We start from the raw sequence: 16,338 nt of genomic DNA on the forward strand, positions 1-16,338 counted from the left end.
CGCGTACCCGGCGCGCGGGCAGGCGCAACCTCACAGCTCCCGCGGCGCTCAGCAGCTCGGAGCCCCGCCCCGGCCCGGGGCCTCAGGTGAGGTCCGGGTCGAAGTAGCGGCTGCCCAGGCCGCGGGTGATGGCGCCGGTGACCAGCTGCAGCTGCTCCATCTCCTGGTCGAAATCCGTGAGGATCTCCTCGAGCGCCCGGAAGCGCAGACTCGCCTGCGCCTGCCCGACGATCCGTCGACTCGGCTCCGCGGTGCCGACACGATCGAAGGTTGAGCCATGCAGCTTCGCGAGCGTCTCGAGCGCTGCATCCAGCTCTGCCAGGCAGTGCACGGCCGAGCGGGGGAAGATGGAATCCAGCAGCAGGAATTCGATCGCGCTCGTGCTGCGCACGCGCCCGCGGTAGGAGCGGATGTACGCCTCATGGGCACCGCACGAGCGCAGCAGCGTCACGGTCGACGCATCGGTCGCCTGCTCGAGATCGTGAGCCTGCAGATTGCGGGCCAGCATGTCCACCCGTTCGAGCTGCTGGCCGATGCGACAGAACAGCCACGCCTCATCGCGGGTCATGGAGGATTCGATGAGCCCGGTGAACACGGCGCAGCGGTCCTTGGCGTATTGGAAGGTGCCGTGCATGCGGCTGGGCCGCACGCCGCGCGGCAGGCCCAGGGTGGTGGTGTTCAGCGACTCCCATACCTCGGTGGAGAGCATTTCGCGGGCGCCCCGCGCGTTCTCCCGGGCGGTCTGCAGGGCACCGGCTACCGACGAGGGGTTGCGGCGGTCGGTCACCAGCCGATCCAGGACGCGCTGCACGGTGCGGTCGGCGTCGGCCACATCGGTGATCCCGAAGATCGCGTACAGGCCGGCGCAGGCCTCCTGCACGTCCAGGGCCGCGTCCTCGGTGATGGCCTGCAGCTTCACGTCGAGGATGCGAGCGGTCTGGTCGGCGCGCTCCACGTAGCGGCCGATCCAGAACATCGAGTCGGCCAGGCGGCTGAGCATCATCGGGCGGTCTCCTCGCTGGCGTCGATGATCCGGATGGCGGCGGTCACGGGCTCGGGTTCCGGGGCCGATGGTTCCGTGTCCTCGGTGGGGATGTCCTCGAAGGCGTCGTACTCCTCGTCCAGGGGAGCTTCGATGCTCTCCTGGGTGGCGGGCTGCGTGGCATCCGACTGCGTGGGGCCGGAGGCGGGTCGGCTGGTGGCGAGCACCCAGGTGTCCTTCGAGCCGCCGCCGCGGGAGGAGTTCACGATCATCTCCCCACGCGGCAGGGCCACGCGGGTGAGCCCGCCGGGCAGCACCCACACATCATCCCCGCTGTTCAGGGCGAAGGGTCGCAGGTCCACGTGGCGCGGTTCGATGCCCTCCTCCACCAGAGTGGGGATGGTGGACAGCTGCACGACGGGCTGGGCGATCCACCCGCGCGGATCGTCCAGGAGGCGTTCGCGCAGGGCGCTCAGCTCCTCGAGGGTCGCGGCGGGGCCGATCACGATGCCCTTGCCGCCGGAGCCGTCCACGGGCTTGACCACGAGCTCGTGCAGGCGGTCCAGCACCTCTTCGCGGGCCTCGGGCTCCTCGAGCCGCCACGTGTCCACGTTCGGCAGGATCGGTTCCTCGCCGAGGTAGTAGCGGATGAGGTCCGGGATGTAGGTGTAGGTGAGCTTGTCATCGGCGATGCCGTTGCCGATGCCGTTGGCGACCGTGACATTCCCGGCCAGGACGCTGCGCACGAGCCCGGGTACGCCGAGCATCGAGTCAGGGCGGAACACCTCCGGGTCGATGAAGTCATCGTCGGTGCGCTTGTAGATCACGTCCACGCGGCGCAGCCCGGCGGTGGTGCGCATGTAGATGCGGTCGCCGCGCTCGACGAGATCGGAGGCTTCCACGAGATCCACGCCCATGGTGCGGGCCAGCAGGGAATGCTCGAAGTAGGCGCTGTTGTATCGGCCGGGGGTGAGGACGACGATGGTGGGCTCCTCCCCCGCGGTGTCCGGGGCGGCGGCCTGCAAAGCGGCGAGCAGACGCCCGGGATACTCGCCGACGCGCCGCACAGGCGCATCGGCGAACAGCTCGGGGAAGCCCTGCGCCATGGCCCGCCGGTTGGACAGCACGTAGCTGACACCGCTCGGGGTGCGGACGTTGTCCTCCAGCACGCGGAAGGCACCATCGGCCCCGTCACGCACCAGGTCGATCCCGGAGATGTGGATGCGCACGCCGTTCGGAGGCCGGTAACCGCGCATCGCCTCGACGACGTAGATGGAGGAGCTGACGAGCTGGGCGGGCAGCACCCCGTCGGCGATGGCCCGCCGATCGGTGTACAGGTCATCCAGGAGTCGTTCGAGCGCACGCACGCGCTGGGCCACACCCTCGCTCACGCGGCTCCACTCCGCGGCGTCGATCAGCCGCGGGATCGCATCGATCGGGAAGGGCCGCTCTTCTCCCGCATAGTCGAAGGTCACGCCCTGGTCGAGGTAGCTGCGCGCGAGAGATTCAGAGCGAGCACGGAACTCCTCGAGGCCCAGCCCGGACAGAGCCTCATGCAGGGCCGCGGTGGTGGGGCGCACCGAACCGTCATTGGCGAACATCTCGTCCCCGCGGATGCCCGGGCGGATGCCGTCGAACAGAGAGGGAGTGGGCGGGGTGGTGGGCATGTCTACGATTCTCCCAGAACTGTGCCCTGTTCCTCTGCGCTTCCCAGGAGTGACTGTCATGGCCCTCGGCTCTCGCCTCACCTCGTTCGTGCGCTCCGCGCTGCACTCGCCGCAGGTGCGTCGCTCCGTGCGCGATCTGGGCCGGGCCGGGGTGCGCGCGCTCCAGGAGCAGCGGGGTGGCCGCAGGGCAGAGGCGCGCCCCGCTGACCCGGACTGGGCGACGCCGGATGACGGGCCGACGCGGGAGGGCTCGGATGCCCAGCGGGAGTCTTCGGCGCTCGCGGATCGGGATCCCCGCAGCCCGGTGGAGATCACCTACGCCCCGCGGCAGGATGATGACCCGGATCCCGGCGAGGTGGTGTGGGGGTGGGTGCCCTTTGAGGAGGACATCACTCGCGGCAAGGACCGGCCGGTGCTCGTGCTCGCGCAGGAGGATGCCTCGCGCGGCGGTACGGATGGCCGCGGGGAGGTACTCGTGGCGCTCATGCTGACCTCGCGGGATCGTGCCGGCTCCGGCGCGGTGATGACCGATGAGCACGGCGCGACCTGGGTGGATGTGGGCAGCGGCGCATGGGATGCCAAGGGGCGGCCCTCGGAGGTGCGGGTGGATCGTCTGCTGCGCCTGGCTCCGGCGGCGGTGCGCCGGGAGGGTGCGCGGCTGGATGAGGCGCGGTTCGCCCAGGTGGCGCAGGCGGTGCGCACGGTGCATGGCTGGTCCGATGACGTCCCCGCATCCAGCAGTGACACGGCGTAATTCCCGGCACATGAGCTCGGTGCGCGGCCTGCGATCTGGTAGCGTGGCGCGCTGTATGTGTGACATACCGTCCGGTGTGCGCCGACGGGTCCCCGCCGTGTCAGGGGGCGCGGCGTGTGGCACCCGGGCGAGTAGCCGGGTCGGCGATCCGGCGCCGATGTCTCCAGGCGATTCCCCACCGCCGTCCCCGTCGGTGCCGTTCCTCGGCCGTCCCGGATGATCCACTCCGGAAGCACAAGAGAGAAGTCTTCGTGGCAAACATCAAGTCCCAGATCAAGCGGAACAAGACCAACGAGAAGGCCCGCCTGCGCAACCGCGCGGTGAAGTCCGAGCTCAAGACCTACGTGCGCAAGGTCCGCACCGCGGTCACCGCCGGTGACGCCGAAGCCGCCGGCGAGGCGTTCAAGGCCGCCTCCCGCAAGCTCGACAAGGCCGTCTCCAAGGGCGTGATCCACAAGAACCAGGCCGCGAACCGCAAGTCCGGTCTCGCGAAGCTGGTTGCGAAGGTCTCCGCCTGAGCTCCTGACGCATTCTGCGCGACGCCCCGCACGGTCAGCCGTGCGGGGCGTCGTCGTCTCCGGGGACAGGGCGGGCCGGGATCAGCCGGCGCGGCGGGCGCGGCAGATGCCCATGACCATGCGCTGCACAGACCACTGCGGGTCGCGCCCGGCGCCCTTGACTTCGTGATCGGCTCGCGCCACGGTCTCGATCGCGCGGGCCAGCGCACGGTCGTTCCAGGCACGGGCCTCGCGCTGAAGGTTGCGGGCCATCCAGTCCGGCATCCCGAGGCTGCGGGCGGTGGCGCCAGGGGCGCAGACCTTCGCGAGCGAGCGCATCTTCGAGGCCACGGCGGCGACGATCGGCACCGGATCGGCGCCGGCGAGCTGTGCCTGCTGCAGCAGCTGGAGGGCTTCCTGTTCACGGCCGGCGATCGCGGCATCGGCCACGGCGAAGGCGGTGGACTCCACCCGACCGGCGGTCAGCCCGTGCACATCCTGAGCGGTGACCTGGGGGGCCTGCTGCCCGGCATCCGGGGTGGTGTCCTCGATGAGCTGGCGGCTGATCGCGGCGAGCTCAGCGAGGTCCGTGCCGAAGGCGTCGACGAGAGCGGTGAGGGCGTCAGGCTGGATGCGGCGCTGGGCGCGCGCGAACTCGGCGGCGACGAAGGCCTGCTTATCCGCGGCGCGTTTGACGGGGCTCGCGTCCACCCGGGGCACGCCCGCCTTCTTCAGGGCGTCCAGCAGCTTCTTGCCGCGGTTGCCGCCGCGGTGGACCAGCACGAGGGTGACATCGGGCTCGGGCTGCGGCAGGTAGTCGAGGACCTCTCCGATGAGCGCCTCGGGGGCTGCCTGCAGCTCGGGGATCACGACGAATCGCGGCTCGCCGAAGAGGGAGGGGCTCGTGACCTGAGTGAGGATGCCGGGGGCGATGGTCTCGGCGGTCAGCTGGTGAACGGCGACCTCGGGGTTCTGCTCCCGGGCGAGGTCCCGCAGGCGCTGCACGGCCCGGTCGGCGATGAGCTGCTCGGTGCCGTGGACCAGCACCACCGGCGCGAGGGCGACGCTGTGCCACTGGACATCGCTCACCGGGTGCTCCTGACTGCTGAGGGGTGCCATGGCCGCCGCGGGCCGGGCAGGGGTTCCTGCGCTGGTCGATCCTATCGGGCTGGGCCCACGCTGCGCGGCTCGGGATCCGGACCGACGGGGAGGATGACGGTGCCGTGCTGGTCGGTGCGCAGGATCTGTGCGCCACTGTGCTCGAGCATGCTGAGCGCCTCGGCGGTGGGGTGCCCGAAGCTGTTGTCCTCACCGACGGTGATCAGGGCGAGCTCGGGATCGATCCGGGTGTAGAGCTCCGCGTGCTGGCGGCGGCTGCCGTGGTGGGCGACCTTGACCAGCTGCGCCGTCCCGATGTCCTGCTGCGCGAGCAGCCGCTGAGCGACGGGCTCAAGGTCCCCGAGCGCGATGAGCCTCCCGCCGCTGGGCCAGGTTGCCGCGATGACCACGGAGCAGTCGTTGGCCGCATCGCCTTCTCCTGATCCGGTCTCGGCGCGGCTCGCCTGGTGGGCGGCCTCGGCGCTCGGCGGCCACAGCACCTCGATCGTGAGTCCGGGCCGCTGCCATGCCTCCCCTGTGACGACGGGCTGGGCCGGCACGGCGGAAAGGTTGTCTCTGCCGGCCTCGGGCAGCGGGCAGGTCCACTGCTCGCCCGGGATGCGGGTGCCGACGAGGGCATCGCGCCCACCGGTGTGGTCAACATGCGGATGGGTGAGCACCAGCAGGTCAATGCGCTGGATCTGCAGGCGATCCAGGCATTCCCGCAGCGCCGCGGGGTCCGGACCGGTGTCCACGAGCACCGTCGGCGCTTGTTCTCCCTCGCCCCGCAGCAGCAGCGCGTCACCCTGCCCGACCGCGCAGGCCGCCACCGCCCAGCCCTGCGGGGCGCCGCCGGGCAGGTGGCGTGCGAGCCCTGGTGCGAGCAGCGCCACGGCGGCCGCGGCAGCGATCCAGCGCACGGCGGCGCTGCGTCGGCCGACCAGGAGGATCCCCGCGATGATGATCGCGGCGAGAGCCAGCAGCGCCCCGGCCGCGCCCTCAGGCACGGGGATCCGGGAACCGGGCAGCGCATCAGCGGCACGGGCGATGAGCAGCACCAGGTGCGCTCCCCCGCCCGCGACGCCGTAGAGCAGCTGTGCCCCGGGCGGCCAGATCACACCGAGGCACAGGGCAAGGAGTCCGATCACGGTGGAGGGGCCGACGATGGGTCCCACGAGCAGGTTCACCGGGACCGCCCAGGCGGAGACCTCGGGGGTGAGCAGGATGAGCAGTGGTGTGCAGGCCAGCTGCGCCACGATCGGCACCGCGAGGATCAGCGCCCCGGTGCGGCCCAGGCGTCTTCCGCTCATGTTGACGAGGGCCGTGGCGAGCGGCGGGGCGGCGAGCAGGATCGCCGCCGTGGACAGCGCGGAGAGCAGGAACCCGACCGATGCCGCAGTGACCGGGTCGATCACGGCCCACAGAGCGACGGTGAGGGCGAGAGCTGCGACCGGGGATGCCCGCACCCCCGCGTACCGTGCGGCCAGCAGCGGTGCAGCCATGGTCGCGGCGCGCTGCACGCTCGGCTCATCGCCCACCAGCCACACATAGGCGCCCACCGTCACGGCAGCAAGCAGCAAGCGGGGGCGACGGCGCAGGCCGAGCAGCAGCGCGGGGCCGAGCACCGCGGCGAGGACCAGGGCGATGTTCGCCCCGGAGACGGCGACCAGGTGGGAGATCCCGGCCCGGCGCATGATGTCCTCGGTCTGCTCGCTCATGCCCTGGGTGTCCCCGGTGGTCATGCCGCGGATGAGCGCGGCTTCCTCGGGTGGGAGCGCTGCGGTGGCGTGCCGGGCTTGCTCGCGCAGCTGCTGACGCATGCTCTGTGCCCTCCCGACGATTCCGCCGGCCGGAACGGGCTGCACGTCAGCGGCGCGCAGCACGATGAGGCTGCCCGATACTCGCACGGTGCCGCGGACCAGCAGCGCGTCGCCATCTCGCACGGCGGCGAGACCTTCTGCTGCGTCTCCGTCGGCTCGCACGAGGATGGGGACGGAGGACGGCAGCGTGCGTGTCGTCGTGCCGATGCGAGCCGCGCCTGCCCGGCTGCGGGCACGCATCTGCAGTCCCTCCCGGGCCCAAGGCGGTCCGCTCGTCGGCGGCGCGGGGTCCTGGGCTGCGGTGAGAGCAAGCTGCACCACCGCTGCATCATCAGCAGCGACAGTCAGCGTCTCCTGAGCGGTCTCGTGGCGTTGGAGGGCCGGGAACAGGAGCGCACCGGCGAGCACGACGATGCCCAGGTGCCCGAGCACCGTGGGGGCGGTGCGGGAGGTGCCGAGCACCGTCGTGACGGTCAGCGCGAGAGCTATGAGCACCGCTGCGGCGGCAACCGCGGCCGCGGTGCCGACCAGGGCGCCGAGCACGGCGAGCCCCCAGACCACGACTGCTCCGGGCAGCAGGAGCAGATCTGTCGGCCGCAGTCGTGTGCTGCCGGGTGTGTCGGGCCGGGTCATACGGTGGCCTGCGGTCTGATCTTCTCGAGGGTCGCAGGGCCAATGCCGGAGACCTCCTGCAGCTGATCCACGCTCGTGAAGGGACCGTTCTGCTCCCGGTGCGTGATGATCCGCTCCGCGATCGCCGGGCCCACCCCGGGCAGGTCCTCGAGCTCTGCCGCGGTGGCGGTGTTGAGGTTGATCAGCGCGCCTGCCCCTGGCGGCCCGGCCCGGTCGCTCCCCTCTGGTGCCGCTCCCCCACTCGGCGCCCCACCACCGGGGCCCGCGGGCAGCTCGCGCGGTTCCTCCCCGGGCACGGGGACGTGGATCTGCTCTCCGTCGCTGACGGGCCGGGCGAGATTCACGGCCGCGAGGTCCGCCTCAGGCTGCGCTCCCCCGGCAGCGGCGAGGGCATCATCCACTCGGGCACCCGGCTCAAGCCGCACCACCCCGGGGCTCTCCACCGCACCGGTGACATGCACGATCAGGACCGTTGGCGGCGACGCCCCAGAGTCCTCCTCCGCCTGCTCGGTGCTCTTTTCCCCCGCCGCCCCGTCTTCCTCCCCCTCCACGGCAGGGGCGCTGGACTCGACGGTCGGAGCGATCGCGGGGGCTTCGAGCGGGACGGCGGAGCCGCTGCCGGACAGGTGCACCGCCCCCAGGCCGATGAGCACGAGCACCGCGATCCCCACCAGCGCTGAGGCAGAGGGCACGGGCAGGCTGCGGCGCGGACGCGGTGGATGATGCTCACGCCGCGTGATCAGCGTGTCGCCGTTGCGGCGGTGTCGTCCGCTGCGGCCGCGCCCGCTGCGCCCGGTCAGGTCCTGTGCTCCCATGGGCGCGAGGCTAGGGAGCGCACGCCCCCGTCGTCAGCCGACGACCGCCCACTGTGGATGAAGGGCCATTGTGGAGGAGAGGTCGCGCCACGTCACCGCCCGCCGCCCGTGCCGGGGTCAGAGCCCGAAGGTCGCGAGCCACTGCCCCCAGAACGCCACCGCGATCACGACGATGACCAGCAGATACCACAGCAGCGTGAGCAGCACCCACCTTCGCAGCAACGTCCCCAGCGCGCGGGGCACCGGAATATCCCCGGACTCCACCATGTGTGCGAGGGTCGCGAAGAACATCGGGGCGCTCACCGCCCAGACGACCATGCACCAGGGGCACAGGGCGCGGATCACGAAGATTGCGGAGATCGCCAGGAAGTGGACGTACGCGAGGGCGAACAGCATCCCGCCGAGCACCGCCCAGCGGAACCAGGTGGGCAGCGGCGTGCGGCTGACCATGAGCGCGCCGGCGGCGGCCATGATCGCGAATCCGCCCAGCCCGATCGCCATGTTCGGGATCCCCAGCGCCGCGGCCTGCCAGGTCATCATGACGCTGCCGCAGGAAATGAAGGGGTTCACATCGCAGCCGAGGCTCGCCCCGGGGTTCGCCAGCAGGTATTCCTTGCCGACCAGGAGCTCGAGGGATGCGATCCAGCCGATGATGCCGCCGATCAGCAGCACAAGCCCGGTCAGGCGCTGCGGGGCGCGGGGGCGGGCGGCCCGTTCGGCGGCGAGCTCACGGTCGATCTCCGCGCGCAGCGCGGCGTCGTCCTCGTCCGGATGCAGATCCTCGCCCGCGGCGGTCCGTTTCGTGCTCATGGGTGCCCTCCTCGTGGGCGGCGGTGGACCGGGGCGGTCACACCACGGGGTGCTCGCGGAACCATTCCGCGAGCCGACGGTTGCCCTCGTCCATGCTCACCGCGGGGGTCCACTGCAGGCGTTCGCGGGTGCGGCGCTGATCGAACCAGTGGGCGGTGGACATCTGCTCGGCGAGGAACTCGGTCATCGGGGGTTCGTCGTGTCCGGGACGCTTCTCCCAGATCCGTTCGATGACCCGCCCGGCGAAACGGGCCGCCGCGCCGGGCACGGAGATCCTCGGGGCCGGCACGCCGGCGGCCGCGCACCAGCCGGCGAAGACATCCCGCACAGCGCGAGGCTCCCCGTTCGAGACCACGAAGCTCTCTCCGTGCACGTCGTCGATCCGGTCGTAGGCGGCGACGATCGCGTCGGCGGCATTGTCCACGTAGGTGGTGTCGATCAGGGCCATGCCCTGATCCAGCAGCGGAAGGCGCCCGCGGCTGGCACGATCCACGATGCGCCCCACCAGCTGCGTGTCCCCCGGCCCCCACACCACGTGGGGGCGGATCGACGTGACCAGCAGGCCGTCCTTCCCGTCGGCCTCCATGGCCAGCAGCTCCGCGGCCGCCTTGGTGCGGGCGTACGGGCCGCGGGCATGCCCCGGGGACGCGACGGTGGCATCATCGCCCACGATCGCGCGGCCCAGATGCGCGACCGACGGAGAGGAGATGTTCACCAGTCGGCTCACGCCCTCACTGCGCATGGCATCGAGGATGTTGGCGGTGCCGCCGATGTTGATCGCCCGGTATTCGCTCTCCGGCCCCGAGATCGAGACCTTCGCGGCAAGATGCACGACGGCATCGGCGCCCTGGACGGCCCGACGCACGTCCTCGGCGCTCGTGAGGGAGCCGCACACGTCCTGCACCCCGTCGATACCGGCGGGGCGGCGCTGGAAGGCCCGCACGTCGAGCCCGCGGTCGCGCAGCGTGCGGGCGACCGCACCGCCGAGCATCCCGGAGGCACCGGTGACCAGGACCGTCTCGGCGCTCACAGCGCGTCCGCCTTCTCACCGCGCAGGGTCTGCTCGGCCCAGCGGGACAGTGCCGCCCGGTCGATCTTCGAGTTGTGCCGGATGTCCGTAGGCAGGGCCCGGGTGGTGAACACCGCAACCACCTCAGCGCCGCAGCGCTCGCGGACCGCGCGGCGCACGGCCTCTTGGAGGGACGGCTCTGCGGGGCGCGGTCTGCCGGCCTTTCCGGGGCGGTAGCCCTCCTCGGTCTCGAGGATCACGACGACCTGCTGGGTGCCGCGGGGGCCGACGGCGGCTGCACCGGCACGCCGCACGACGGGCACGGACTCCGCTGCCTCCTCGACCTGCACCGGGGTGAGGAGACCATCGGCGGTGGCGAGGACGTGGGCGGCGCGGCCCTCGACCCACAGGCGTCCCTGGTCATCGAGGTGTCCGACGTCCCCGGTGGCGTGCCAGCCCTCAAAGCGCATCGCGGTGCGGGTGGTGTGCCACAGCATGAGGTAGCGGTCCCGCACATGCGGGGCGCGCACGAGGATCTCGCCGACGACATCCGGATCGATGGTGATCTCCCCGGTCGTCTCCCCGTTGTCGTCCATCGGGGCGATGGCGATCTCGACGCGCGGCACGGGCCGGCCCACGCAGACTCCGGAGCCCTCCCCGGCAGCCTCGATGCCGTCGAGGTCGATCGCGGCGACGGCCAGGCATTCGGTCATGCCATAGGGCGTGAGCGCCCGCGCCTCGGGCATGAGATCCCGCAGGCCGCGCAGCAGGTGCGCGGGGATCGGGGCGCCGGCGGAGAAGAAGCTCGCCGCCCCGGCCATCGCCTCCCGGCCTGCAGCATCGAGCTGACCGGCGGTGTCCAGGATGTTGCGCAGCGCCGCGGGGGCGGTGAACACCGCGGGTCGGCCCAGCGCCGCGATCGCCTCGGCGAGCGCCGGGGCGGTCAGCTCCCCCGGCCGGGTGATGTCCATATCGGGCACCACGGTGGGGGCACCGAGCGCCGGCCCCAGCAGGGCAAACGGCGCGAATCCGGCAACAAGTCCCCGCTCGGGTGCGAGCTGGAGGGTCTCGCCAACGGCCGTGAACATGGCGCCGAGCTGGCGGTGGGTGAGCACCGCGCCCTTGGCCGGTCCGGTGGAGCCGGAGGTGAACAGGATCGCGGCATCCGCATCGGGATCCGGGTAGGGGGCATCCAGAGGCGCGCCGAGCTCGCGCATCATGGCGCCGGAGCGGGCGAGCTGAGCGATCGAGGTCTCCACCCCCAGGGCCGTGCGGTCCAGGGTGGGCAGTTGCTCGACGCTGATGCGGCGGCCGGGCCAGTTCATCGCGCGGGCGCCGACCAGGGCGCGGTTGATGCCGATCAGCCAGTCCGGGTGGGAGCCGATGACGGCGCGGGTGAGGCCCTGCAGGCCCAGGCCCGCGTCGGCGATCACGGCGACGGCGCCGATGCGGAAGCAGGCGTACAGCACACCGGTGAGGTCCGCGCCGGGGGTGATCAGCAGGCTCACCCGGTCGCCGGGGCGCACGCCGTGGCCCAGGAGCCCGGCGGCGATGTCATCCACCCGGCGGTTCAGCAGTGACCAGGAGATCTCCTGGCCCTGACCGTCCGCGCCGCCGAGCTCGACGACGGCGGCACGCTGGGCGTGCACGGGGTCCGCAGCCAGCTGAGCGATGGGCGCGCCGATGGGCTGCGTCTCGGTGGGCTCAGCGAAGGAGGAGACGGGCCGCCACGCTGAGGCGGCCTCGCGCGGCTGCTCAGCGGTGCCGAAGGTGTTCTCGAGCCAGGCGCTCACCAGGCCCGCGAGGTCGGCGTCCTCCCACACCAGGTGGGAGGCCTTCTCGAAGCGGTGGACGTCTGCGTGGGGAATGCGCTCGAGGATGTCGCGCAGGAAACGGTCGGAGAAGGTGATGTCCCGCGGCCCCCAGGCCAGCAGGGTGGGAACCTGCAGCTCCTTCACACCCTCGGCGACCCGCTCAAGGGTGGGGCGGGAGGGATGGTCGGCACCGGCGGGGATATCGGCGACGAACTGGTCGATGCCCTGGCGCCGCGCGCGCGTGCGGTACGGGGCGAGGTACCCCTCCTGCACTTCGGCGGGCAGCGCGGGCTTGGACAGCGACAGGGTGGTGCGCAGGAACCCGTCGGTCAGCGATGTTGAGGCGGTGCGGAACCCGGGGGTGGTCGCGAGCTGCAGGGCGCGCGGGAGGGATTCGGCGATCTCCTGGTGCAGGCCCGTGTTCGTGAGGATCATCCCGGCCAGGTCATGCCGGTTGTCCAGCGCCCAGCCGGTGGAGATCAGCCCACCCCAGTCATGGCCGACGGTCACAATGGGGCCGCGCAGCGACAGGGCGTCGGTGAGCATCGACAGATCGGTGATGCGGTCCTGGTAGCGGCGGCGCACACCGGTGCGCTCGGACCAGCCCATCTCCAGCTGGTCCACGGCGATCAGCCGCCACGGAATGTCCTCCCGCACGAGAGACCGGAACAGGTAGGAGGACGTGGGGTTGCCGTGGACGGCCAGGAGAGTGCCTCGCGGGTTGATGCCCCGCTCGGCGAGCCACGGCCCGGAGTCCAGCAGGTGCCAGCGGCGCTTCTCGCCGGTGTGGTCACGCGCTTCGAGCATGCGGTGCAGGCGCGGATCCACGCCGTGCTGCTCGGGCATGTCGGGGACGTCGGCGCGTCGGCGCCCGGTGCTCTGACGGGAGTTCACCACTCCACCTCCATCATCGCGGTGTTCAGTCCGGATCCCACGCCCATCAGCAGCACCCGCTGCCCCCGCTGGACCTGATCCTGGATGTGGGCGAGGGTCATCGGCACGGCCTCGGCGGCGATGTTCCCCCAGTCGGGGAAGGTCACGGGGATGCGTTCCATGCCCACCCCGGTGATCTTCGAGAAGTTGCGGGTGTAGACCATCGAGACCTGGTGCGGGATGACGTAGTCAATGCTCTTGAAATCCAGGCCCTGCTCATTGGCACCCTTCCAGGTGTCCAGGATCAGCTGGATGCCGTTCTCCAGCAGCCCGGCGGAGTCGGTGCGCATGTCCTGCATGTTCGCCACGCACAGCTCGTGGTGCTCCGTGCCGGCACGGGCCTGGGTGAGCTTCAGGCGGTGCCCCTCGGGGTGCTCATCGGCCGGTCCGAGCACCGCGGCGGCGGCGCCGGATCCGAGGGTGAGGGAGGCGAACTGGTTGTTGAAGTCCTCGCGGGTGGAGTTCTTCGCGTTGATCCGGGAGACGGTGCCGCGCTGGACCTCTTCGACATCCTCTGCGCCCACGATCAGGGCGTAGCGGATCTGCCCGGTGTCAATCATGCCCGCGGCCATGGTCATGGCGTTGACGAAGCCGAGGCACGCATTGGTGATGTCGAAGTTCATGCAGCTGGTGGGCATCCCCAGGGAATGGTGGATGCTCGTGGAGACCGCAGGCTCCAGATGCTGACGGGACACCGAGGCGTTGATCAGCAGCCCCACCTGGTCGCGCGTGATCCCGGCCTTGGCGATGGCACGCTCGGCGGCCTGCACCACGCCCTGGCGCCAGCCGTCCCTGGGGTCACGCCACCAGCGGCGCTCGTATACCCCGGCCACGCGCTGCAGCACGCCCTTGGGCAGACGCAGGCGCTTGCGGGCGGGGCTGAGCATCTCATCGATCTCATCGGAGGTCACCGTGACCTGAGGAAGCGACATCTCGACGGCCAACAGGCTCGCGTTGCGGTGGACGATTCCCGTGTTCCCGTTGGCCATCAGTGCGCTGTACCTCGTCAGATCGTTCATCGTTGCGGTAGATCATTCATCGTTCCAGCAGATCATTCGCCATGGCGGCGCGTCCCCGTGCGGTGGCGGGGCGATCTGCTCCACCGCTCATCATCCCACCCGTGCCTGGACAGTTGCTCAGGCGGTGGCGGATCCCACGTCGACCCCGGGCTCCCCCGGCACCTGAGAGCCCGCGTCCTGCTCTCTCACGGTCACCTCGCCCTCCCCCTTCGGGCCCTCCTCCTCGAGGTGGTGGCCCAGGTGGTGACGGGCGAACTCCAGGCACTGCCGCAGGGTGCGCTCGCGGCGTTCCTCATCCCGGCTGGTCGTGACCTCCAGCAGCACCGAGCCCTCCCAGCCGCGATTGGCGAGCCGCCGCAGCACCTCGGCGCACGGCTGATTGGCCTCCCCGGGTGGGAGATGCTCATCCTTCGTGGTGCGGCCGGAGCCATCGGCCAGGTGCAGGTGGGTGAGCCGGTCCCCGAGGCGCTCGATCATCTCCAGCGCGTCATCACCGGCGGTCGCGGCGTGGGAGAGGTCCACCGTCACATGCGCATAGTCCTCATCGGTGGGGTCGTGATCGGGCAGGTAGTTCAGCAGCTCCCGCACGCCCAGCCGCCACGGGTACATGTTCTCCACCGCGATCGCGATGCCGCTGTCGGCCTCGATCTGCGCCACGCCCTCCACGAAACCGCGCGCGTACTTCCCCTGCCAGCGGAACGGTGGGTGCGCCACGACGGTGGGGGCCCCGAGCTTCTGGGCGAGCTCCACCGTGCGATGGATCTTCACCCACGGGTCGGTGCCCCACAGGCCCTGCAGCAGGAAGAGGGTGGGTGCATGGAGGGAGAAGATCGGCTGCTCGTACCGCTCGGAGTAGGCACGCAGGGCCGATGCGTCCTGCGAGTCCTTGGCGTAGGAGACCATCACCTCCATGCCGTCGTAGCCGATCTTCTGGGCCAGGCGGAATCCTTCCTCCACGCCGGCGGGGAACACGGAGGAGGTGGACAGGCCGACGGGGATGCGCCGCTGCGGATGCTGGTCGCTGCGCGGATCACCGGCGCTGAGCCGACGCGAGAGCTTCTCCTGCGCGGAGCGGTGGGCGGTGTTGGGCCGGGTGAACGGCTTGCGTTCCCCGTGGCGGGGTGCGTTCGACGACGAATCCTCGCGGCGTCGGCTCACAGCTCCTCCTGGGCGGTCGATCGGCGCAAACAGTATTGCACCAGGGCACGCTTCTAGACTCGTCCTGATGCCCGCAGCGGCCCGGGCCATCGGCGGGTGGCCGCTCCGCTGGGCCATCCACCGCCGGCATGCATCCCTGCTCGACTGTCCCCATCCGTCCCTGCCCCGCCCCGATCTGGAGACCCCACCGATGGCGAAGCTGCATTTCAAGTACGGAGCGATGAACTCCGGCAAGTCCGACACGCTCATCAAAACCGCGTACAACTACGCCGAACGGGGGCTCGCGACCATCACGGTCAAGCCCGCCCTGGACACCAAGGGCGAGGATCGGGTGGTCGCCCGCGGTGGTGCCTCACGGCAGGTCGATGTGATCGCCGGGGCTGGGGAGGATCTGCGTGAGCACGTGCAGCGCACGGCTGATGACCTGGGGTTGCGCCCGCTGCATTGCGTGCTCGTCGATGAGGCGCAGTTTCTAGAGCCGCACCAGATCGATGACCTGTTCCGCCTCGCCAAGGACGATGGGATCTCGGTGATCTGCTACGGCCTGCGCACCGATTTCCGCACCGCGATGTTTCCCGGGGCGGCGCGGCTGTTCGAGCTGGCGGACAACGTGGAGAAGCTGCCGACGATGTGCCGCTGCGGCTCCCAGGCGGAGTTCAACTGCCGCCGCGTGGGCGAGCGCTTCGTGTTCGAGGGCGAGCAGGTCGCGATCGACGGCGCGGAGGTGACATACATGTCGCTGTGCGGGCCGTGCTTCATGGCAGAGCAGCGGGCAGCCGGGGTACGGGTGCTGGGCTGAAAGCGCCTTCTCAGACCTGTCCTGGACCGGGCCGCCCCGACGGGTTCACCTCGCATCCCGGGGACAGCACTCGCCCCCGCCCTCTTACGGGAGGACGGGGGCGCGTGCAGTGTTCGGGCGGATCAGGAGCCCAGCGGCTTATCCTCGCCCACCTCGGCGTCGCCACCGGAGGTTGCGCTGTCCGCGGACTTCTCGGCCAGGTTCTTCTCGTTCTTCGCCTCACCGGTGACACGGTCCTTCGCGGCGCCCGCGGCGCTGCTGACCTTCTCCTGCACACCGGCGGCCACGCCGGGAGCCTTGTCCTTCACGGTCTCGGCGGTGTCGTGCGCCACGCGGGTGGCGGTGTCCCGAGCCTGGGCGGCGCGGCGCTGGACCTCGGGGTCTTCGGCCACCTGACGGGCAGTGCGCTCAAGCGACTCGTAGGGACCGCGGCCGGCGCGGGAGCCGATCACGAAGCCGATGCCGAGCCCGGCCAGGAAGATGAACTTCTTCATGGTCTCTCTCCTGTGTGATGTGTCGTGGACCTCATG

Annotated in this window: 14 protein-coding genes; 3 read left to right on the top strand and 11 right to left on the bottom strand. The window is 71.0% G+C overall.

Annotated features, from left to right (window positions below):
* Positions 1–82 precede the first annotated feature (82 nt).
* A complete protein-coding gene (locus MU407_RS01675; protein ID WP_233190768.1) occupies positions 83–1,003 on the bottom strand; it encodes an alpha-E domain-containing protein in 921 nt (306 codons plus the stop codon).
* A complete protein-coding gene (locus MU407_RS01680) occupies positions 1,000–2,583 on the bottom strand; it encodes a circularly permuted type 2 ATP-grasp protein (RefSeq protein WP_246954913.1) in 1,584 nt (527 codons plus the stop codon). Before MU407_RS01680 ends, MU407_RS01675 begins: the two co-directional genes overlap by 4 nt.
* Before the next feature lie 124 nt (positions 2,584–2,707).
* On the opposite strand from MU407_RS01680, the gene MU407_RS01685 reads away from it, so the two are divergent.
* Both MU407_RS01685 and rpsT read left to right on the top strand, forming a co-directional pair.
* Entirely contained in the window at positions 2,708–3,403 is a 696-nt protein-coding gene (locus MU407_RS01685) for a type II toxin-antitoxin system PemK/MazF family toxin (RefSeq protein ID WP_246954853.1), read from the top strand.
* Positions 3,404–3,654: 251 nt separating this feature from the next.
* Positions 3,655–3,921 (top strand): 30S ribosomal protein S20, encoded by a 267-nt coding sequence (gene rpsT, locus MU407_RS01690; protein WP_102236370.1) that lies wholly within the window; start codon positions 3,655–3,657, stop codon positions 3,919–3,921.
* An 81-nt stretch (positions 3,922–4,002) separates the two neighbouring features.
* Here the strand turns inward: rpsT and holA are convergent, their stop codons facing one another.
* From holA to MU407_RS01730, 8 genes are all read right to left on the bottom strand, one after another.
* On the bottom strand, positions 4,003–4,989 hold the full coding sequence (gene holA, locus MU407_RS01695) for a DNA polymerase III subunit delta (protein WP_246954855.1): 987 nt from the start codon (positions 4,987–4,989) through the stop codon (positions 4,003–4,005).
* A 71-nt stretch (positions 4,990–5,060) separates the two neighbouring features.
* Positions 5,061–7,451 (bottom strand): ComEC/Rec2 family competence protein, encoded by a 2,391-nt coding sequence (locus MU407_RS01700; protein ID WP_246954857.1) that lies wholly within the window; start codon positions 7,449–7,451, stop codon positions 5,061–5,063.
* Complete coding sequence (locus MU407_RS01705) at positions 7,448–8,266, bottom strand: helix-hairpin-helix domain-containing protein (protein WP_246954859.1); 819 nt, start codon at positions 8,264–8,266, stop codon at positions 7,448–7,450. Before MU407_RS01705 ends, MU407_RS01700 begins: the two co-directional genes overlap by 4 nt.
* 117 nt (positions 8,267–8,383) lie before the next feature.
* A complete protein-coding gene (locus MU407_RS01710; protein ID WP_246954861.1) occupies positions 8,384–9,076 on the bottom strand; it encodes a vitamin K epoxide reductase family protein in 693 nt (230 codons plus the stop codon).
* A 37-nt stretch (positions 9,077–9,113) separates the two neighbouring features.
* A complete protein-coding gene (locus MU407_RS01715) occupies positions 9,114–10,106 on the bottom strand; it encodes an NAD-dependent epimerase/dehydratase family protein (RefSeq protein WP_246954863.1) in 993 nt (330 codons plus the stop codon).
* Positions 10,103–12,793: an alpha/beta fold hydrolase gene (locus tag MU407_RS01720; protein ID WP_246954865.1), complete on the bottom strand. Its 2,691-nt coding sequence runs from the start codon at positions 12,791–12,793 to the stop codon at positions 10,103–10,105. Before MU407_RS01720 ends, MU407_RS01715 begins: the two co-directional genes overlap by 4 nt.
* Complete coding sequence (locus tag MU407_RS01725; protein WP_102236419.1) at positions 12,790–13,821, bottom strand: 3-oxoacyl-ACP synthase III; 1,032 nt, start codon at positions 13,819–13,821, stop codon at positions 12,790–12,792. Before MU407_RS01725 ends, MU407_RS01720 begins: the two co-directional genes overlap by 4 nt.
* Positions 13,822–13,968: 147 nt before the next feature.
* On the bottom strand, positions 13,969–15,009 hold the full coding sequence (locus MU407_RS01730; RefSeq protein WP_246954867.1) for a sugar phosphate isomerase/epimerase: 1,041 nt from the start codon (positions 15,007–15,009) through the stop codon (positions 13,969–13,971).
* A 190-nt stretch (positions 15,010–15,199) separates the two neighbouring features.
* Between MU407_RS01730 and MU407_RS01735 the strand changes: the two genes are divergently transcribed.
* Positions 15,200–15,808, top strand: a complete 609-nt coding sequence (locus tag MU407_RS01735; protein WP_246954869.1) for a thymidine kinase — start codon at positions 15,200–15,202, stop codon at positions 15,806–15,808.
* Positions 15,809–15,930: 122 nt separating this feature from the next.
* On the opposite strand, the gene MU407_RS01740 is transcribed toward MU407_RS01735, so the two are convergent.
* A complete protein-coding gene (locus tag MU407_RS01740; RefSeq protein WP_246954870.1) occupies positions 15,931–16,302 on the bottom strand; it encodes a hypothetical protein in 372 nt (123 codons plus the stop codon).
* Positions 16,303–16,338: the final 36 nt, after the last annotated feature.

Origin of the sequence: Brachybacterium sp. Marseille-Q7125 (assembly GCF_023062615.1) — a bacterium.
Classification (GTDB): domain Bacteria; phylum Actinomycetota; class Actinomycetes; order Actinomycetales; family Dermabacteraceae; genus Brachybacterium.

What these genes read in the sequence shown, in the direction of transcription:
- MU407_RS01675 (WP_233190768.1), bottom strand. Translation starts at nt 1,003, where the DNA reads ATGATGCTCAGCCGCCTGGCCGACTCGATGTTCTGGATCGGCCGCTAC.
- MU407_RS01680 (WP_246954913.1), bottom strand. Translation starts at nt 2,583, where the DNA reads ATGTTCGCCAATGACGGTTCGGTGCGCCCCACCACCGCGGCCCTGCAT.
- MU407_RS01685 (WP_246954853.1), top strand. Translation starts at nt 2,708, where the DNA reads ATGGCCCTCGGCTCTCGCCTCACCTCGTTCGTGCGCTCCGCGCTGCAC.
- MU407_RS01700 (WP_246954857.1), bottom strand. Translation starts at nt 7,451, where the DNA reads ATGACCCGGCCCGACACACCCGGCAGCACACGACTGCGGCCGACAGAT.
- MU407_RS01705 (WP_246954859.1), bottom strand. Translation starts at nt 8,266, where the DNA reads ATGGGAGCACAGGACCTGACCGGGCGCAGCGGGCGCGGCCGCAGCGGA.
- MU407_RS01710 (WP_246954861.1), bottom strand. Translation starts at nt 9,076, where the DNA reads ATGAGCACGAAACGGACCGCCGCGGGCGAGGATCTGCATCCGGACGAG.
- MU407_RS01725 (WP_102236419.1), bottom strand. Translation starts at nt 13,821, where the DNA reads ATGGCCAACGGGAACACGGGAATCGTCCACCGCAACGCGAGCCTGTTG.
- MU407_RS01735 (WP_246954869.1), top strand. Translation starts at nt 15,200, where the DNA reads ATGGCGAAGCTGCATTTCAAGTACGGAGCGATGAACTCCGGCAAGTCC.
- MU407_RS01740 (WP_246954870.1), bottom strand. Translation starts at nt 16,302, where the DNA reads ATGAAGAAGTTCATCTTCCTGGCCGGGCTCGGCATCGGCTTCGTGATC.